We start from the raw sequence: 15234 nt of genomic DNA, 5'->3' as shown, positions 1-15234 counted from the left end.
AAACCCCCGTGAACCAGACCGGCATCGGCATCGTCGGCTGCGGCAACATCTCCGGCGCCTACTTCCGGGGCCTGACCCGCTTCGACGACCTGCGCGTGGTCGGGTGCACCGACCTCGACGAGGGCCTGGGCCGGGCCGCGCAGGAGAGGTACGGCGTCCCGTTCGTCGCCACCGCCGCCGAGATCGCCGCCCGCGACGACGTGCAGGTCCTGGTGAACCTGACCCCGCCGCTGGCGCACGAGGACGTCATCGCCCGGCTCATCGCGACCGGCAAGCACGTCTTCACCGAGAAACCGCTGACCGCCTCCTTCGCGACCGCGGCCCCGCTCGTGGCCGCGGCCCGCGACGCCGGCACGATCCTCGCCTCGGCCCCCGACACGTTCCTCGGCGCCGCCGGCCAGACCGCCCGCGCCGCCGTCGACGACGGGCTCGTCGGCGACGTGATCGGCGTGACCGCGTTCGTCACCCACAGCAAGGCCGAGCTCTGGCACCCCGACCCCTCGTTCCTGTTCACCCGGGGTGGCGGCCCGGCGCTCGACATGGGTCCATACCACCTCGCCGCCCTGGTGAACCTCCTCGGCCCCGTGCGCTCGGTGTACGCGACCTCCCGCCTCGGCGCCCCCACCCGCACCGTCACCGCGCCGGGACGTCGCGTCGAGACGATCGACGTGACGATCCCGACGCACTCCTCCGCCGTCCTGGAGTTCGGCTCGGGGACCCTCGGCACCGTCATGGCCAGCTTCGACGTCTGGGACCACGAACTGCCGTTCGCGGAGCTCTACGGGACGCGCGGGACCCTGAGCCTGCCCGACCCCAACCACTACGACGGCGTCGTGCGCTTCCGCGCTCACGAGGACACCGCCTGGAGCGACCTGCCGCCCGTCATCACCGGGTTCACCGACGGGACCGACGCCGACGACCTGCCCCTGCGCGGACCCGGCGTGGCCGACCTCGCCGCCTCCCTCGACGGCGCACCGCTGCGCGTGGGCGCCGACTTCGCCCTGCACGTGCTCGAGGTCCTCGACGCCCTCGCGCTCGGCACCGACGGCGTTCGCCGTGAGCTCACCACCACCTGCACCCGCCCGGAACCTTCCAAGGAGACCTGGAACCGATGACTGACCGAGCCTTCGGCGTCGACCTCATCACCTTCTTCCACCACGACTTCTGGGGCCTCGCCGACCGCGCCGCGCTCACCGACCCCGCCGCGCTCGACCCCGCGAAGTTCTGGACCGGCGTCTTCGACGGTCTGGAGGCCGCGGGCGTCAGCGAGATCGAGATGACGTTCGCCCCCGCCGACCGCCGGAGCGCGCTCGCCGCCTTCGGCTCGGCGCCGGCGTTCAAGGCCGAGCTCGACCGCCGCGGCCTGCGCGTCGTCAGCAGCTACTTCGGCGACGTCGAGCACGCCACCGACGTGACCGACCCGGCCGTCCGGGCCGCGATCCTGGAGTCGGCCGACGCCGAGGCCGAGTTCCTCGCCGCCCTGGGCGCGAAGCACCTCGTCACGGGCCTGCCCATGCGCCGCAACCACCCCAGCGGGCACGGCCTGGCCCCGGTCGACCTGGCCACCGCGGTGCCGATCGTCGACCTGCTGCACGAGGTCGGCGCCGTCACGGCGCGGCACGGGGTCACCCCGGCCCTGCACACCGAGAGCCACTCGGTGTTCTGGAACGCCCGCGACGTCGACCTGTTCCTCACCCTCACCGACCCGCTGCTCGTCGCGTTCTGCCCCGACACCGGGCACCTGCTCCTGTCCGGGGCCGACCCCGTCGAGGTCGCCTCCCGGCACCGCGACCGCATCGTCATCGCCCACTGGAAGGACGCCAGCGGCCCCTTCCCGCAGCGGGGCGACCTGCGGATCGACGACGGGATCTGGGCCGAGCACGGACCGTACTTCCGGGCCGCCGGTCACGGCGTCATGGACTGGTTCGCCTGGGCGCGCCTGCTGCGCGACATCGACTACACCGGCGGGATCCTCCTCGAGCTCGACGTCGCCGCCGACCCCGTCGGGCAGCTGACCGGCGCCCGCGAGTTCCTGCAGAACGCCACCCGCACCACCCTCTGACCGCTCCCCCGATGAAGGAGAAGGCCGTGACCAACCCCCTGACCCAGACGACGATGTCCCGGGCCTCGATGCTGCGCCTGATGGCCGGTTCCGCTGCGACCCTCGCCGGAGCCGGCGCGCTCTCGTCGTGCTCGCTGGACTCCAGCAGCGGCACGAGCGCACAGACCAAGACCCTCACCGTGGCCATCTGGAAGGGGTACGGCGCGGACCTGCCCTGGGTCGCCGAGGACTTCAAGGCCAAGACCGGGGCGACGCTGAAGTTCCAGTACATCGACTCCAGCGCCAACCAGCTCCAGCTGGTCGCCAAGGCGGACGGCGCGATCGACGTCGCGCTGCCGAACATCCAGTACGTGGGGGCCGGCATCGAGCAGGGCATCTTCCACGAGCTGGACACGAGCAGGCTGACGAACTACTCCGACATCTACCCCGAGTTCGCCCAGCGCGCCGAGATCCGCCAGGGCGACGCCCTCTACGCGATCCCGTGGACCTGGGGCAGCACCGGCCTGTTCTACAACAGCAAGGAGGTCGTCCCCGCGGCCGACTCGCTGGCCGTGCTGTGGGACCCCGCCTACAAGGGCCGCACCGCCCTCATCGACGACGCCAACGTCCTCGTGCCGATCACCGCGATGCACCTGGGGCAGGACCCGCAGAAGCCGGACATGGCCACCGTGACGCCGGCGCTGAAGGCCCTCAAGGACAACGCCAAGCTCACGTACTCCTCGACCGACGACCTCGCCAAGGCCGTCTCCAGCGGTTCGGCCGTCGTCGGCATCGGGAACTCCGACGGCATCGGTGGCCTCATCGCCTCCGGTGAACCCGGCGCGGCGGACCTGGTCTACGTCGTGGCGAAGGAGGGCGCCGTCGGCTGGATCGACAACTGGGCCGTCGCGGCGAAGACGAAGAACCTCGACCTGGCCTACGAGTGGCTGAACTACATGACCGGCTCCGACTTCCTGGAGAAGTGGGCCGAGACCCCCGAGGACGCCTCACCCGCCCCGGCCAACGAGGCCGTCGCCGGTTCCCTGGACGCCGACACCCTCAAGCGGCTGCAGGCCCAGCCCGACAAGATCTCCGAACTGGCCCTGCAGCTCCCGCAGCCCGACGCCGTCCTGCAGTCGTGGACCGACGCCTGGACCCAGGTGAAGGCCGGCTCCTGATGAGCGCGCCGACCCTCGAGCGGCCCGCCGCGGGCGGGATCTCCCCCGCCGTGCGGCGCGTCGGCGGCACGGCCGTGCTGCTCGCCCCCGGTGGCGTGCTGCTGGTCCTGTTCGCCGCCCTGCCCGTCCTGGCCCTGCTCGTCATCGGGTTCACCCGGCCCGACGGATCGGTCGGGGTCGCGAACTTCACGCAGGTCCTCGGGTCCTCGACCTACGTCCCGCTGCTGCTCAAGACCCTCCTGGTGGCCTTCGCGGTCACCGTGCTGAGCATCGCGATCGCCTGGCCCGCGGCGTGGGCGCTGGCCCGGTACGTCTCCCCGCGGCGCCGGTCGACGGTGCTGGGGCTGGTGGTCATCCCCTTCATCACCTCCCAGCTGCTGACGATCTACGGCTTCGTGGTGCTGCTGCAGGCCGGTGGCCCGGTCATGTGGCTCGTCTCCCGCCTCGGGCTCACCTCCGCCCAGGCGTCGCTGATGTACACGCCCACGGCGACGTTCGTCGTGCTGGTCGTGGAGAGCCTGCCCACCGCGATGCTCGTCCTGCACTCGGCCTCCGAGCAGGTCGACGGCAACCTCCTGGAGGCGTCACGGACCCTTGGCTCGGGCCGGTTCGGCACGTTCGTCCGCGTCGTGTGGCCGGTGTGCTCCTCGATGGTCGGGGTGAACTTCGCGCTGACCTTCGTCCAGACGGTGGGCGCGTTCGCCGAGCCGAACATCGTCGGCGGCCCCAGCGGGCAGATGTACGGCAGCACGATCGCGGCGCAGCTGCAGCAGGGCGTCAACCAGCAGTTCGCCGTCGCCCTCTCCCTCGTCATGCTGCTCGCCGGCCTCGTCGTCGTCGGGGTCGTCACCGCGGCCCTGGCCTGGCAGCGCACTCACCTGTCCGGGCAGCTGAAGGGAGCCCGACCGTGAAGCAGACCGTCCCCCGCCTCCTCAAGGCCTACCTGGCCCTCGTGCTGGTCGTCATGGCGCTGCCGCTGGTGAGCGTCATGGCCCTGTCGCTGAACCGGTCCTCCTACGGCACGCTGCCCTTCTCGTTCAGCCTGCGCTGGTACGAGGCCCTGGCCGCGAACACGAGCCTGGTGCAGGCCCTGGTCACGAGCCTGAACCTGGCCGGACAGGCGATGCTGTTCGCGACGATCGTCGGAACCCTGCTGAGCCTGGCCCTGGTCCGCAGCGGCCGGTTCGTCAACGTCCCCGTGAACGCCCTGCTGCTGACGCTCATGACGGTCCCCTCGCTCGTGCTCGCCGCGGGTTTCGTCATCGTCTTCGACCGCATCGGCCTGGGGTCGAGCTCGACCTCCCTGGTGCTGGCCTCGGTCGTGACGTCGCTGCCCTTCGTCGTGCTCATCGTCAGCGGCCGGCTGCGCACCCTCGACCCGAACCTCGCCCAGGCCGCCCGCTCCCTCGGGGCCGGGCCGCTGCGGGTGTTCGCCACCGTCACGGTGCCGCTCGTCGGCCCCGCGATCGTGGCCGGCGCCGTGCTGGCGTTCCTGACGACGTTCAACAACTTCGCGATCCAGCTGTTCCTGTCGCCCATCGGGATCTCGACCCTGCCGGTGCAGATCTACTCGATGGTGCGGCTCGGCGTGAAACCCGACGTGAACGCGCTCGCGACCTTCGTCATCCTGGCCACCGTCGCCCTCGTCGTGGTCGTCACCTGGTTGTCGGGCAACGCAGCCCGGTTCCTGTCCACCTCGACCCAGAACAGCGAGGACCACGATGGCTGAGTTGAGCGTCTCGGGCGTCTCAAAGACGTACCACGGCAACACCGCCCTGCACCCGATCGACCTCGAGGTCCCCGACGGCCGCTTCTGCGCCATGCTGGGTTCGTCGGGGTCCGGGAAGTCGACCCTGCTGCGCATCGTCGCCGGGCTGGAGATCCCCGACGGCGGGTCGGTCAGGATCGGCGGCCGCGACGTCACCCGCACCCCCGTCGAGCGCCGCAACATCGGCTTCGTGTTCCAGAACTACGCGTTGTTCCCCCACCTGTCCGTGCGGTCGAACGTCACGTACGGCCTGAGGGCCAAGCGGGTCCGCGGCGCGGAGGCGAACCGGCGGGCCGAGGAGATGCTGGCCCTCGTCGGGCTGAAGGGGTACGGCGACCGCTCTCCCAAGCAGTTGTCCGGGGGCCAGCAGCAGCGCGTCGCCCTCGCGCGCGCCCTGGTCACCGAACCCGACCTGCTGCTGCTGGACGAACCCCTGTCCGCCCTGGACCGCAAGATCCGCGGCGACATGCAGCGTGAGATCAAACGCATCCACGCCGAGACGGGCCTCACGACGATCATGGTGACCCACGACCAGGAGGAGGCCATCGACCTCGGGGACGAGGTCCTGCTGCTCGACCAGGGACGGGTGCAGCAGAACGCGACCCCGGAGGCCGTCTACCGGTCCCCGCAGAACCCGTTCGTGGCGCAGTTCCTCGGTGCCCACCCCCTCGGCCGCGGCACCGTCCAGGTGGCGGGCCCCCACAGCCGGATCGTGCTCGGCGACCTGGACCTGCCCAACCCCCGCCACGAGCTCCCGGCGGGCACCGAGGTCGAGGTCCTCGTCATGAGCGAGAAGGTGCGGGTCTTCCCGGCCGCGCAGGCGGGCACGTCCACCGGCCGGCTGGACCGCGTCGACTTCTTCGGCCCCATCGCCCGCGCGGAGATCGACGCGAACGGGGTGCGGGTGCCCGTCACGATGCTGTCGCAGGACGCCGACGACCTCGGCGCCGGGGACCGGGTGTGGTTCTCGGTGGCCCCGGCCGGCGTCCACGTCTTCCCCGTCGGGACCACCGCCCCGGCACCGGTGGCCGCCCGGGCCTGAACCGCCGGCGGCGCAGCACCCTGGCCCTGGCAGGGACACGACGTCGCCACGGGCGCCTCCTACCGTCGGGCGGGTGGAGGCCCTGTCGCACGTGAGCACCGTGTTCCTGTTCGTCGCCGACCTGCCCGGCGCCGTCCGGTGGTACACCGACCGGCTCGGCGACCCGCCGGTCGAGGAGATCCCCCAGCTGGCGGTCTTCGACACCGGCGCGGGCCGGCTCGTGCTGCACGTCGAGGACGAGTTCAACACCGGCGCCGGGGTCTCCGGTCCCGTCGCGTACTGGGACGTGGCGGACGTCGACGCGGTCACCGCCGCGTGGGTCGCGCACGGCGCGCTGGCCCACCGGGGGCCGAAGACGGTGTTCGGCGGGCAGCGGCTGTGCCAGCTGCTGGACCCGTTCGGCAACCTCGTGGGGATCCGGCAGGTGCTGCCCTGACCTCCCGGCGGCCCACCTTCGAGGAGTTCGTCGCGGTGCGCGGGGCTGCGCTGCAGCGGCTGGCCCGCGCCCTGCTGCGCGACCCGGCCGAAGCCGACGACGTCGTGCAGGACGTGCTCGCCCGGGTCCTGCTGGCGTGGCCGCGGATCTCGCGCTCGCCCGACCCCGCCGCGGAGGTGGACCGCAGGCTGGTCCTGGCGACCACGCGGCACCGGCGGGGGTCGAGGTCCACCCGGGCCGGGACCCCCGGGCCGCTGGGCGTGCTGCCGGTCCGGCAGCGCGCCGTCCTGGCGTTGCGGTACGTCGACGACCAGTCCGACGAACGCATCGCCGACGTCCTGGACACCTCCGTCGAGCAGGTCCGCGCCGCGGCCGAGCGCGGGCTCGCCGCGCTGCGCCGCCGGACGGCCGCCGCCGGGTGACGGACACGGCCGGGTGACGGGCGCGGCGGACGATCGGCACACCCCGGCGGCGCCACGGTCAGGTGCGCGCGCCGACGGGGCGGCAGGCTGGGCGACGTGAACAGCGACACCCCCGTGACGACCCGCCGCGGCGCGGGCCGGATCCCCCGGCCCCGCAGCTCCGGCCGCACCGCCCCGCGCTCCCCCTGGCCCGCCGTGGTGGCGCTCGGCGTGGGCGTCTTCGCCCTCGTGACCGCCGAGTTCCTGCCCGCGAGCCTGCTGCCCCGCATCGCCGCCGACCTCGGCATCTCCGAAGGTCTCGCCGGCCAGGCCGTCACCGCGACCGCACTGGCCGGGATCGTCGCCGCCCCGACCGTCGGCGCGCTGTTCCCGCGCGCCGACCGGCGCCGCCTGCTCGCGGCGCTGCTCGCGGCCGCGGTCGTGTCCAACGCCCTCGTGGCCCTCTCCGGCGCCTTCTGGACGATCCTGCTGGCCCGGCTGCTGCTGGGCGTCGCCCTGGCCGGGTTCTGGGGGCTGGCGCCGGCCGTCACCGCACGGCTGGCCCCGCCGGACAAGGTCGGCCGGGCCGTCATGGTCTCCAACGCCGGCATGCCGCTGGCCACCGTGACCGCGGTGCCCGTCGGGACCTTCCTCGGCGAGGCGTGGGGGTGGCGGCCGGTGTTCTGGCTCGCGACGGCGATCACGGTCGTGGCCCTGGTGGTCGTGTGGTTCGCCGTGCCGCGCGTCGCGCCCGCCGAGGGCGCCGCGGCGCCGGGCCTGTCCTCGCTGGTGGGCGCCCTGCGCTCGAAGGTGCTGGTCGCCGGGCTGGTCGGCGTCGGGTTCCTCGCCGGCGGGCACTTCACCGCCTTCACCTACGTCCGCCCCGCGCTGCAACGGCTGCCCGAGGTGAGCACCGGGCAGATCGCCACGGTCCTGACGGTCCTGGGCGTCGCGTCGGTGCTGGGCAACCTGGCGGCCGGCCCGACCGCGGACCGCCGGCTCCCGCTGGCCCTCGTGCTGTGGCCGGCCCTGCTCGCGGTGGGCGTCGTCGGGGTCGTCGCCGGCGTGGGTCCGTTCGCCGTCGTCGTGGTCGCGGCCGCGCTGTGGGGCTTCGCGTTCGGCGGCATCCCCACGATCGTCATCAGCTGGCTGGCCCGCACCGTCCCCGACCGGGTCGAGCAGGGCGCCGGGCTGACGACGTCGATGTTCCAGGTGGCGATCGCCGTGGCCGCCGGGGTCGGCGGGCTGCTGGTGGACGGGGCCGGGGTGACGACGGCCTACGCCGTCGGCGCGGTCGCCGCGATCCTGGGCGGGACGGTGCTGCGGGCGTCGAGCTCGCCGCGGTTCGCCGCGCGGCCGTCCTCGCGATCGTCCTCGGACAGCTGACGCCAGCGCCCGGGCGCGGTCCCCGTGTGCCTGCGGAAGGCACGGATGAAGGCCGCGTCCGAGGCGTAGCCGAGGCTGGTGGCGATGTCGGTCACCGACGCGTCGTGCCGCTGGACCTGCAGGAGGCGTTTGGCCTCCTCCATCCGGAACCGGGCCAGGTACGCCACCGGGGTCTGGCCCACGGCCCGCCGGAAGCGCTCGGCGAAGACGGTGCGCGAGGACAGCGCCAGCCGGGCGAGGCGGTCCACCGTCCACGCGGCGCCCGGGTCGGCGTGGATGGCGCTCAGGGCCCGGGCCACGTCGTCGTCGCGCAGCATCCCGCGCAGCACCTCCGCGCTGCCGCAGCCGCTCTCGGCCCACGACCGCAGGGCCGCGGTGGTGACGACGTTGGCGAGCGCCGCGACGACGGGGGCCGACCCGGGCCGCTGCGCGGAGACCTCGCGGGAGATCTGCTGCAGGACGTCGGCGACGAAGGGGTCGCGCGCGAGCAGGCAGCACGCGAGGACCGCGGCGGGCATGGCCCGCAGCAGCCGGACGGCGTCGGGGCTGTCGGCGGACAGGTCGGCGCTGTGCACGACGGCGTCCTCGAGGACCACGAGGTGGTGCTCGCCGCCCCGGGGCAGCAGGAGGTAGTGCCCGGCGCGCAGCTCCTGCGGCGCGTCGAGCGCCGCGGAGGTGACGCGGACCCGGCCGGTCTCGACGAGCAGGAACCTCCCGCCGTCCCCGGCGTGGTGGGTGCGGGCGCCGGGCCCGGCGCTGAACGTGCGGTACTCCTCCACGTTCCAGCGCACGCAGGCCAGGGCCGCGCTCAGGACGTCCGTCGCGGACGGCAGGCCCCGGCAGGACGGTCCGGCGAACGTCTCGGCGCGGGTCTCGGCGAGGCTCACGTCAGGCGACAACCCGGCGCCGTCGCGGTCGCATTCCCGGCACCGCCCAGCGTCCCGTCAGCGCTCCGTCAGCGCCTGCATCGCCTCGTCGTAGCGGGCCCCGGCCACGCCGAACCGCTCGGCCGCGCCGTCGAGGGCGGTGGTCTGCTCCGCGCTCAGCCGCAGGTCGGCCGCGGCGACGTTCTCGGCGATCCGCGCGGACCGGCGGGTGCCGGGGATCGGCACGAGCGTGGGGCGCCGTCCCAGCAACCAGGCCAGGGCGACCTGGGCGGGCGTCGCGCCGGCCTGGTCGGCCACCGAGCGCACGAGGTCGACGAGGGCCTGGTTGGCGGCCCGGTTCTCCTGCGAGAAGCGCGGGATCGTGGTCCGGATGTCGTTCTCGGTGAAGTCGGTGGCCGCGTCGACGGTCCCCGTGAGGAACCCCTTGCCCAGGGGGCTGAACGGCACCAGGGCGACGCCGAGCTCGTCGAGGGTGGGCAGGACCTCGGCGTCGAGCTCACGGGACCACAGCGAGTACTCGCTCTGCAGCGCGGTGACGGGGAAGACGGCGTGCGCGCGGCGGATCGTGGCCGCGCCCGCCTCCGACAACCCGAAGTGCGCCACCTTGCCCTGGGCCACGAGGTCGGCGACGGTGCCGGCGACGTCCTCCACGGGCACCTCGAGGTCGACGCGGTGCTGGTACAGCAGGTCGATGCGGTCGGTCCGCAACCGGCGCAGCGAGTCCTCCACGACCCGGCGGATCTGCTCGGGGCGGCTGTCCAGCCCGACCGAGCGCCCGTCCTCGATGCGCCAGCCGAACTTCGTGGCGATCACGACGTCGTCGCGCACGGGTTCGAGCGCCTCGCCGACGAGTTCCTCGTTGACGTACGGGCCGTACACCTCGGCGGTGTCGAAGAAGGTGACGCCCTGGTCGACCGCGTCCCGCAGGACGGTGACCATGGCGTCGCGGTCGCCGGGGTTGGGGCCGTAGCTCTGGCTCATCCCCATGCAGCCCAGCCCGATCGCCGAGACGGCGAGTCCTCGGCCGAGGGTCCTGGTCTCCACCCGTACCTCCGAACGTCGCGCGCGGCGCCGTGCCGCGAGGCCCACGCTACGGCGCGCGCCGTCCGCGAGGGAGGCTCTGACGGTGCACCCCTCGCGGACGGGGTCGGGGCCCCGCCTCAGCGGCGGCGCAGCTCCACGACGGGGATGACGCGGGAGGTCTTCTGCTCGTAGCCGGCGAACCCGGGGCTGGCCTCCTTGAACTTCGCCCACACCTCGTCGCGGTCGGCGCCTTCGAGGACGACGGCGTGGACGGCGACCTCGCCGTGGTCGGGGTGCTCGATCACGGTGTCGGGGTGGGCCTGCAGGTTGTGGAACCAGGCCGGGTCGTCGTCGGCGCCCGCCTTGGAGGCCGCGATCCACCACCCGCCGTCCGGGGTCGGCAGCGCGAACAGCGGCGCGATGCGCCGGGTGCCGGTCCGGGCGCCCTCGTGGTGCACGAGGACGAGGTTGCGGCCGAAGCCGTAGGTGGTCACCGTCCCGCCGTTGGCGCGGAACTCCTCGATGATCTGCTGGTTGAAGTCGGACACCGTCATCCTCTCGTCAGGCTGCCGTGCGGATCGTCCCCCTGCCGGGGCGGTTCAGAACGCCGTGACGCCGCGCACGCGGTGCCCGATCGCGACGGCCTCGCCGCTGACGGCGGACAGCGGGGAGACCAGGAAGGCGACGAGGTCGGCGATCTGCTGCGGGGAGGACTCCCCGGGGCCGTGCTCGGGGACCCGGGCCGACGGGTCGTCGACGACCGGGCCGGGGTTGACGGTGTTCACCGCGACCCCGGTGCCCGCGAGTTCGTCGGCGAGGTTCTTCGCGACGATGACGAGGGCTGCGTTGCGCACCGCGCCCGTCGTGTTGCCCGTCAGGTAGGCGTTCTGGCCGCTGACGCCGACGATCCGGCCGTACCCGGCCTCGCGCATGGCCGGCGTCACCGCTGCGGCCAGGCGCAGGAACCCCAGGGCCTTGGCGTCGAGCGCGGTGAGGATCTGCTCGGGGTCGGAGTTCTTCGCCGGGTCCAGGGTCCGGGCCGATGGGGCCGCGGTCACGACGAGGCCGTCGATGCGGCCGTGCTCGTCGAGGACCCGCCGGACGGCGGCGTCCACGGAGGCCGGGTCCACGAGGTCGAGGGCCACCCCGCCCTCACCGGGTTCGCGCGAGGCGACGACGACGACCGCCCCCTCGGCCCGCAACCTGTCCACCACGGCACGGCCGATGTAGCCCCGGCCGCCGGCGACCACGACGACGCGTCCTTCGAACCCGAGATCCATGCCCGTGAGGCTAGGACGGTCAGCCGGCGCGCTCGCCCTCGGGGGCGGCGCCGAGCACGTTCAGGTCGGGGTAGCGCCACCGCAGGTAGTCGACGGGCACGCCGGTGGCCTGCGCGACGTCCTCGTGCGTGGGTGTGCCCCCGGCCGCCGCGACCGCCGCGACCCGGGCGGCGACGGCGCTGGTCCGCCGCTCGGAGCGGTCCACGAGGCGCTGGGCGAGTTCCTGCCGCCGCAGCGTCCGGGTGCCGCGCGCGACCTTGCGCCGGCCGCGCACCTGCTGCTCGCGGGCCCAGGCCCGCACCGCGCGCACGTCGACCTCGAGCTGGGTGACGAGCTCGGCGGGGCCGTCGAAGCGCCGCTGGTTGCGCAGCCGGCGGTAGAGGTGGACGGTGAGGCGGGCACCGAGCAGGTCTCCGGAGAAGTCCAGCAGGTGCGCCTCGAGGAGGCGGACCCCGTCGCGCCGGTAGTAGGTGGGGCGGGTGCCGACGGAGACGGCGGCGACGTGGACGTCCCCGGAGCCGTGGACCTGGGCGATGCCGGCCCACACGCCGTCCTCGGGGTCGAGCCCCGGCGGCAACGGCAGGTTCGCGGTCGGGAACCCGAGGGTCCGGCCGCGCTCGTCGCCCCGTTCCACGACGCCGGTGAACTCCAGCGGTGCGGCGGGTCCCTGCTCGTCCACTGGCGCTGTTCTCCCGGGGGTCGACGTCGTGTCCCGCCAGGTTAACCGCGCGGGCAGCCTGCGCGGAGGGTTCAGGCGGTGAGGGCGCGGACCAGGGACTGCCGGCACATCGACCGGACGTCACGCAGGCTGTGCACGCCGGCGACGACGAGGTCGTTGGCGGCCCACAACCCGGCCCAGACCAGGCCCTCGACCCACGCACCGCTCAGCCCTGCGGCGATCGAGCCGTCGGCCTGGCCGCGGGCGATGAGCGCGCCGATGCGGGAGTCGAGCTCCTCGTCGTCCTCGGCGTCCTGCCGCAACCACCACGCGAGCACGTCGAGCCGGCGGAAGAGCTCGTCGACGAGCCGGGCGAAGGCCTCCAGGCCGGTGCCGTCGTCGACGTGGGCGGCCTCGACCGCGGCCTCGTACTCGGCTTCGACGAGTTCCTCGATGGCCGCCAGGAGCTGACGGCGGTCGGGGTAGTAGCGGTGCAGGGTGCTGCGGGAGATGCCCCCGCCGGCCGCGATCTCACCGAGGGAGGCGGCGGGCCGTTCGCGCAGGGTCGCCATGGCGCCCAGCAGCACCGCGGACCGGGTGCGGGTGCGGGCCGAGCTCTCCGTCGTCGACTCCGTGGACGACCGCACCCCCTGCACGGCTCCAGGTTACTGGACCTGGACGCGACACCTCTGTGTCACCCGGGACGGATGTGTCTCAGGGTGGGGGTGGCCGGGCGTGGTGGAGGGGGTACGGGGCGTCTGCGATGATGACGCCGGGCCTCCGGGTCCGGGGCCTCTAGCTCAATCGGCAGAGCAGCGGACTTTTAATCCGCGGGTTCAGGGTTCGATCCCCTGGGGGCCCACTTACTCTCGCAACAGTTTCCGGTGCGGGAGTACCCCCCTCGGGGGCCTCACTGGTAGCAGACTGGTAGCGCGTGCTGCGAGGGACCAGTCCCGCCGCCGCGTCCGCCGCCGCCCGACCGACCCCGCCGAGGAGGTGGGAGTAGGTGTCGACCGTGAGGGCGAAGGACGAGTGTCCGAGGCGCTTCGACACCACGGCGAGGTCGACCCCGGCGGCGAGGAGGAGCGACGCCTGACCGTGGCGGAGGTCGTGAAGACGGATCGGTCGGAGGCCCGCCTCCCGGGCCAGGGCGACGAAGTGCTTCGTCACGCGGTCCGGTTGGAGCGGCATCCCGTCCGGCTGGGCGAAGACGAGGTCGTGATCGACGTACCGCGTCCCCCACGCCTCCCGGTCGGCGTCCTGGGCGATGCGCTGCGCCAGGAGGGCCCCGGTCGTCCGTTCGTCGAGGTCGACGATCCGTGCCTCTCCGCTGGCCGTCTTCGGCGGGCCGAAGGTCGTCGACTCGTGGCCCCCGCACACCACGCACGGGTCTGCCTCGTCGTTCCTCGCCGTCACGAGGGCCTGACGGATGGTCAGGACCCCCCGGTCGACGTCGACATCCGCCCACCGTAGGCCGAGGGCCTCCCCGCGCCGGAGTCCGCTCATCACGATCACCTCGTAGAGGACGCCGAGGGGGTCGGTCGCGGCGTGGTCGAGGAAAGCCCCGACCTCCTCCGGCTCCCACGGGCGCACCTTCGGACGGGGCGCCCGTGGGAGGTCGAGGTTCCCGGCGGCGTTGAAGGGGACGAGGCGCTTCCGGACCGCCGACCCGAGGGCGCTGCGCAGGGTCGCGCGGACGCGTCCGATCGTCGCCGGGCCCGCTCCGCGGATCGGACTCGTCGCCGCCTCCCGGAGGCCCTTCTCGACGTCGAGTGCGGTGAGTTCGCGGAGCCGGATCGTGCCGAGGTGGGGGACGAGGTAGTTCTCGATGTGACTCCGGTAGGACCGGGCGGTCGTCGGGCGGAGTCCGGCGGCGACCTTCGCCTCGAGCCAGTCTCGTAGGTAGTCGCCGACGAGGACGGCCCCGGCGGAGGGTTTCACGCCGCGCCGCTGGGCGTCGAGAACCTCGGCGAGTTGTGCCTCGGCGTCACGCTTCGTCGCGAACCCGCCCCGCTTCGACTGAACCCGCTCGCCACCGATCACGCCGGAGAGTTGGTAGTACCAGGACCCGTGTCGGGCCCGACCCGACGCCTTTGGGCACGTTCGGCGATTCCCTGCCTTGTCGAGGACCGGATCGCACCCGCAACGGTGGTAGACGAACCCTCTCACTTCGATCGCTTCTCCCACTCGTCGAGGAGGTGATCGTCTGCGCTGGTGACGGTGCCGAAGAACTCGCCGTCGACCTCCTCCTCGGCCTGGGCGCGGGCCCGCCGCGCCTTATCGAGTCGCTCCGTGATCGCCTCGCGCAGACCGGGGACGCCGTCGTCCTCGGATTCGAGGAACCGCAGGATCGCACCCTCGGCTTCCTCGTGACGGATTTCGGCCTCGACGCGTTCGCTCCACAGGGTCGGCAAGTCGCGCAGGTAGCGCGCGACCTTCATGTTCTGCACGACCCCTTCGGGGGCGAAGAGGAGCGCGACGGGAAGGTCGAGGACGCGGGCGAACGCGCACGCCTCCTCGACCGTGATCGCACGAGGTTCCCCCTGTGGCTTGAGGATTCGTGAGATTGCGCTCTGTCGGAAGTAGGGAAGTCCTTCGTCGCGGACCTTCGCCGCGAAGGCTTCTTGTGACCATCCTCGACGGGACAGCTCGTCCCGGAGGTGGCGGGCGATGTTCCGTTCGCCTCCCGGTTCGCTCGCGAGGTCGTGGAGTTCTTCCCATACGTCCGCGGGGACCTCGGCGTCAGCTCTCGTCATGCGCACGGGATGGACAGTACCGGCCTGTGGGGTTGCGTGATACCCCATGCCGCGTGTTAACTCGCCGTGCCCCATCCGTCTTGCACGACTTTCCATCCCTGAGGAGTGGCATGAGCGCCGCAACGGACCACCGTCCCCTCGACCTCGACGCCCTGGGGCCGTCCTGCGACCTCATCGTCGCGGGCCAGGCCCTCGGACTCGGGCGGACGAAGTCCTACGAACTCGCACGGTCCGGAGAGTTCCCGGTCCGTGTCGAGCGCATCGGGTCTCGCTACCGGGTCCCGACCGCCGAACTCCGCCGGTTCCTCGGGGTGTCGACGATCCGGGAGGACGTCGCGTGAGTCCAGAACGACGAAGTGGCCCCACCCCGAAGGGCCG

The 15234-nt window shown here is 73.2% G+C and carries 17 protein-coding genes, 1 tRNA gene and 1 pseudogene; 11 read left to right on the top strand and 8 right to left on the bottom strand.

Annotated elements, in window-relative coordinates:
• The first annotated feature begins 8 nt into the window (after positions 1–8).
• The 9 genes from CLV37_RS17055 to CLV37_RS17015 all read left to right on the top strand — a co-directional run bounded on the left by CLV37_RS17055 (position 9) and on the right by CLV37_RS17015 (position 8252).
• Positions 9–1115: a Gfo/Idh/MocA family protein gene (locus tag CLV37_RS17055; RefSeq protein ID WP_106212535.1), complete on the top strand. Its 1107-nt coding sequence runs from the start codon at positions 9–11 to the stop codon at positions 1113–1115.
• Complete coding sequence (locus tag CLV37_RS17050) at positions 1112–2062, top strand: sugar phosphate isomerase/epimerase family protein (protein WP_106212533.1); 951 nt, start codon at positions 1112–1114, stop codon at positions 2060–2062. The genes CLV37_RS17055 and CLV37_RS17050 overlap by 4 nt, the downstream gene beginning before the upstream one ends.
• A gap of 26 nt (positions 2063–2088) precedes the next feature.
• Positions 2089–3219 (top strand): ABC transporter substrate-binding protein, encoded by a 1131-nt coding sequence (locus CLV37_RS17045; protein ID WP_170127323.1) that lies wholly within the window; start codon positions 2089–2091, stop codon positions 3217–3219.
• Positions 3219–4130, top strand: coding sequence for an ABC transporter permease (locus CLV37_RS17040; RefSeq protein ID WP_106212529.1), 912 nt, complete (start codon positions 3219–3221; stop codon positions 4128–4130). Before CLV37_RS17045 ends, CLV37_RS17040 begins: the two co-directional genes overlap by 1 nt.
• Positions 4127–4948 carry an ABC transporter permease gene (locus tag CLV37_RS17035; protein WP_106212527.1) on the top strand — a complete coding sequence of 274 codons (822 nt, stop codon included), beginning with the start codon at positions 4127–4129 and terminating at the stop codon, positions 4946–4948. Before CLV37_RS17040 ends, CLV37_RS17035 begins: the two co-directional genes overlap by 4 nt.
• Positions 4941–6029: an ABC transporter ATP-binding protein gene (locus CLV37_RS17030; RefSeq protein ID WP_106212525.1), complete on the top strand. Its 1089-nt coding sequence runs from the start codon at positions 4941–4943 to the stop codon at positions 6027–6029. Before CLV37_RS17035 ends, CLV37_RS17030 begins: the two co-directional genes overlap by 8 nt.
• Positions 6030–6102: 73 nt before the next feature.
• The gene (locus CLV37_RS17025; protein WP_106212523.1) at positions 6103–6465 is read left to right on the top strand and encodes a VOC family protein; all 363 of its coding nucleotides are present in this window, start codon (positions 6103–6105) and stop codon (positions 6463–6465) included.
• Positions 6466–6500: 35 nt separating this feature from the next.
• Entirely contained in the window at positions 6501–6887 is a 387-nt protein-coding gene (locus CLV37_RS17020) for a sigma factor-like helix-turn-helix DNA-binding protein (RefSeq protein ID WP_245885455.1), read from the top strand.
• A 96-nt stretch (positions 6888–6983) separates the two neighbouring features.
• Positions 6984–8252 carry an MFS transporter gene (locus CLV37_RS17015; RefSeq protein ID WP_170127322.1) on the top strand — a complete coding sequence of 423 codons (1269 nt, stop codon included), beginning with the start codon at positions 6984–6986 and terminating at the stop codon, positions 8250–8252.
• On the opposite strand, the gene CLV37_RS17010 is transcribed toward CLV37_RS17015, so the two are convergent.
• The 6 genes from CLV37_RS17010 to CLV37_RS16985 all read right to left on the bottom strand — a co-directional run bounded on the left by CLV37_RS17010 (position 8144) and on the right by CLV37_RS16985 (position 12756).
• On the bottom strand, positions 8144–9139 hold the full coding sequence (locus CLV37_RS17010) for an AraC family transcriptional regulator (RefSeq protein WP_170127321.1): 996 nt from the start codon (positions 9137–9139) through the stop codon (positions 8144–8146). The genes CLV37_RS17015 and CLV37_RS17010 overlap by 109 nt on opposite strands.
• 57 nt (positions 9140–9196) lie before the next feature.
• Complete coding sequence (locus CLV37_RS17005) at positions 9197–10183, bottom strand: aldo/keto reductase (protein WP_106212517.1); 987 nt, start codon at positions 10181–10183, stop codon at positions 9197–9199.
• Positions 10184–10299: 116 nt separating this feature from the next.
• On the bottom strand, positions 10300–10716 hold the full coding sequence (locus CLV37_RS17000; protein ID WP_106212515.1) for a nitroreductase family deazaflavin-dependent oxidoreductase: 417 nt from the start codon (positions 10714–10716) through the stop codon (positions 10300–10302).
• Between the two features lie 45 nt (positions 10717–10761).
• A complete protein-coding gene (locus tag CLV37_RS16995) occupies positions 10762–11442 on the bottom strand; it encodes an SDR family NAD(P)-dependent oxidoreductase (protein WP_106212513.1) in 681 nt (226 codons plus the stop codon).
• Positions 11443–11461: 19 nt separating this feature from the next.
• Positions 11462–12121: a riboflavin kinase gene (locus CLV37_RS16990; RefSeq protein WP_211298724.1), complete on the bottom strand. Its 660-nt coding sequence runs from the start codon at positions 12119–12121 to the stop codon at positions 11462–11464.
• A 71-nt stretch (positions 12122–12192) separates the two neighbouring features.
• Entirely contained in the window at positions 12193–12756 is a 564-nt protein-coding gene (locus CLV37_RS16985; RefSeq protein ID WP_106212511.1) for a TetR/AcrR family transcriptional regulator, read from the bottom strand.
• A 133-nt stretch (positions 12757–12889) separates the two neighbouring features.
• On the opposite strand from CLV37_RS16985, the gene CLV37_RS16980 reads away from it, so the two are divergent.
• Positions 12890–12962, top strand: a tRNA-Lys gene (locus tag CLV37_RS16980).
• A 191-nt stretch (positions 12963–13153) separates the two neighbouring features.
• Here CLV37_RS16980 and CLV37_RS29220 read toward each other — a convergent pair.
• Together CLV37_RS29220 and CLV37_RS16965 are read right to left on the bottom strand one after the other, a co-directional pair.
• Positions 13154–14269 (bottom strand): annotated as a pseudogene (locus CLV37_RS29220) (site-specific integrase); the annotation flags it as partial.
• Positions 14266–14856 carry a helix-turn-helix domain-containing protein gene (locus CLV37_RS16965; protein WP_170127320.1) on the bottom strand — a complete coding sequence of 197 codons (591 nt, stop codon included), beginning with the start codon at positions 14854–14856 and terminating at the stop codon, positions 14266–14268. The gene CLV37_RS16965 and the pseudogene CLV37_RS29220, both read right to left, overlap by 4 nt.
• A gap of 110 nt (positions 14857–14966) precedes the next feature.
• On the opposite strand from CLV37_RS16965, the gene CLV37_RS16960 reads away from it, so the two are divergent.
• A complete protein-coding gene (locus CLV37_RS16960; protein ID WP_106212507.1) occupies positions 14967–15197 on the top strand; it encodes a helix-turn-helix domain-containing protein in 231 nt (76 codons plus the stop codon).
• Positions 15198–15234: the final 37 nt, after the last annotated feature.

It is taken from the genome of Kineococcus rhizosphaerae, assembly GCF_003002055.1.
Taxonomy (GTDB): Bacteria; Actinomycetota; Actinomycetes; order Actinomycetales; family Kineococcaceae; genus Kineococcus; species Kineococcus rhizosphaerae.
Note: the sequence above shows the minus strand (reverse complement) of the source record. Positions and strands in the feature narration are given on the sequence as shown.

Coding starts and splice junctions, on each gene's coding strand:
- CLV37_RS17050 (WP_106212533.1), top strand. CDS start 1,112: ATGACTGACCGAGCCTTCGGCGTCGACCTCATCACCTTCTTCCACCAC.
- CLV37_RS17040 (WP_106212529.1), top strand. CDS start 3,219: ATGAGCGCGCCGACCCTCGAGCGGCCCGCCGCGGGCGGGATCTCCCCC.
- CLV37_RS17030 (WP_106212525.1), top strand. CDS start 4,941: ATGGCTGAGTTGAGCGTCTCGGGCGTCTCAAAGACGTACCACGGCAAC.
- CLV37_RS17000 (WP_106212515.1), bottom strand. CDS start 10,716: ATGACGGTGTCCGACTTCAACCAGCAGATCATCGAGGAGTTCCGCGCC.
- CLV37_RS16995 (WP_106212513.1), bottom strand. CDS start 11,442: ATGGATCTCGGGTTCGAAGGACGCGTCGTCGTGGTCGCCGGCGGCCGG.
- CLV37_RS16965 (WP_170127320.1), bottom strand. CDS start 14,856: ATGACGAGAGCTGACGCCGAGGTCCCCGCGGACGTATGGGAAGAACTC.
- CLV37_RS16960 (WP_106212507.1), top strand. CDS start 14,967: ATGAGCGCCGCAACGGACCACCGTCCCCTCGACCTCGACGCCCTGGGG.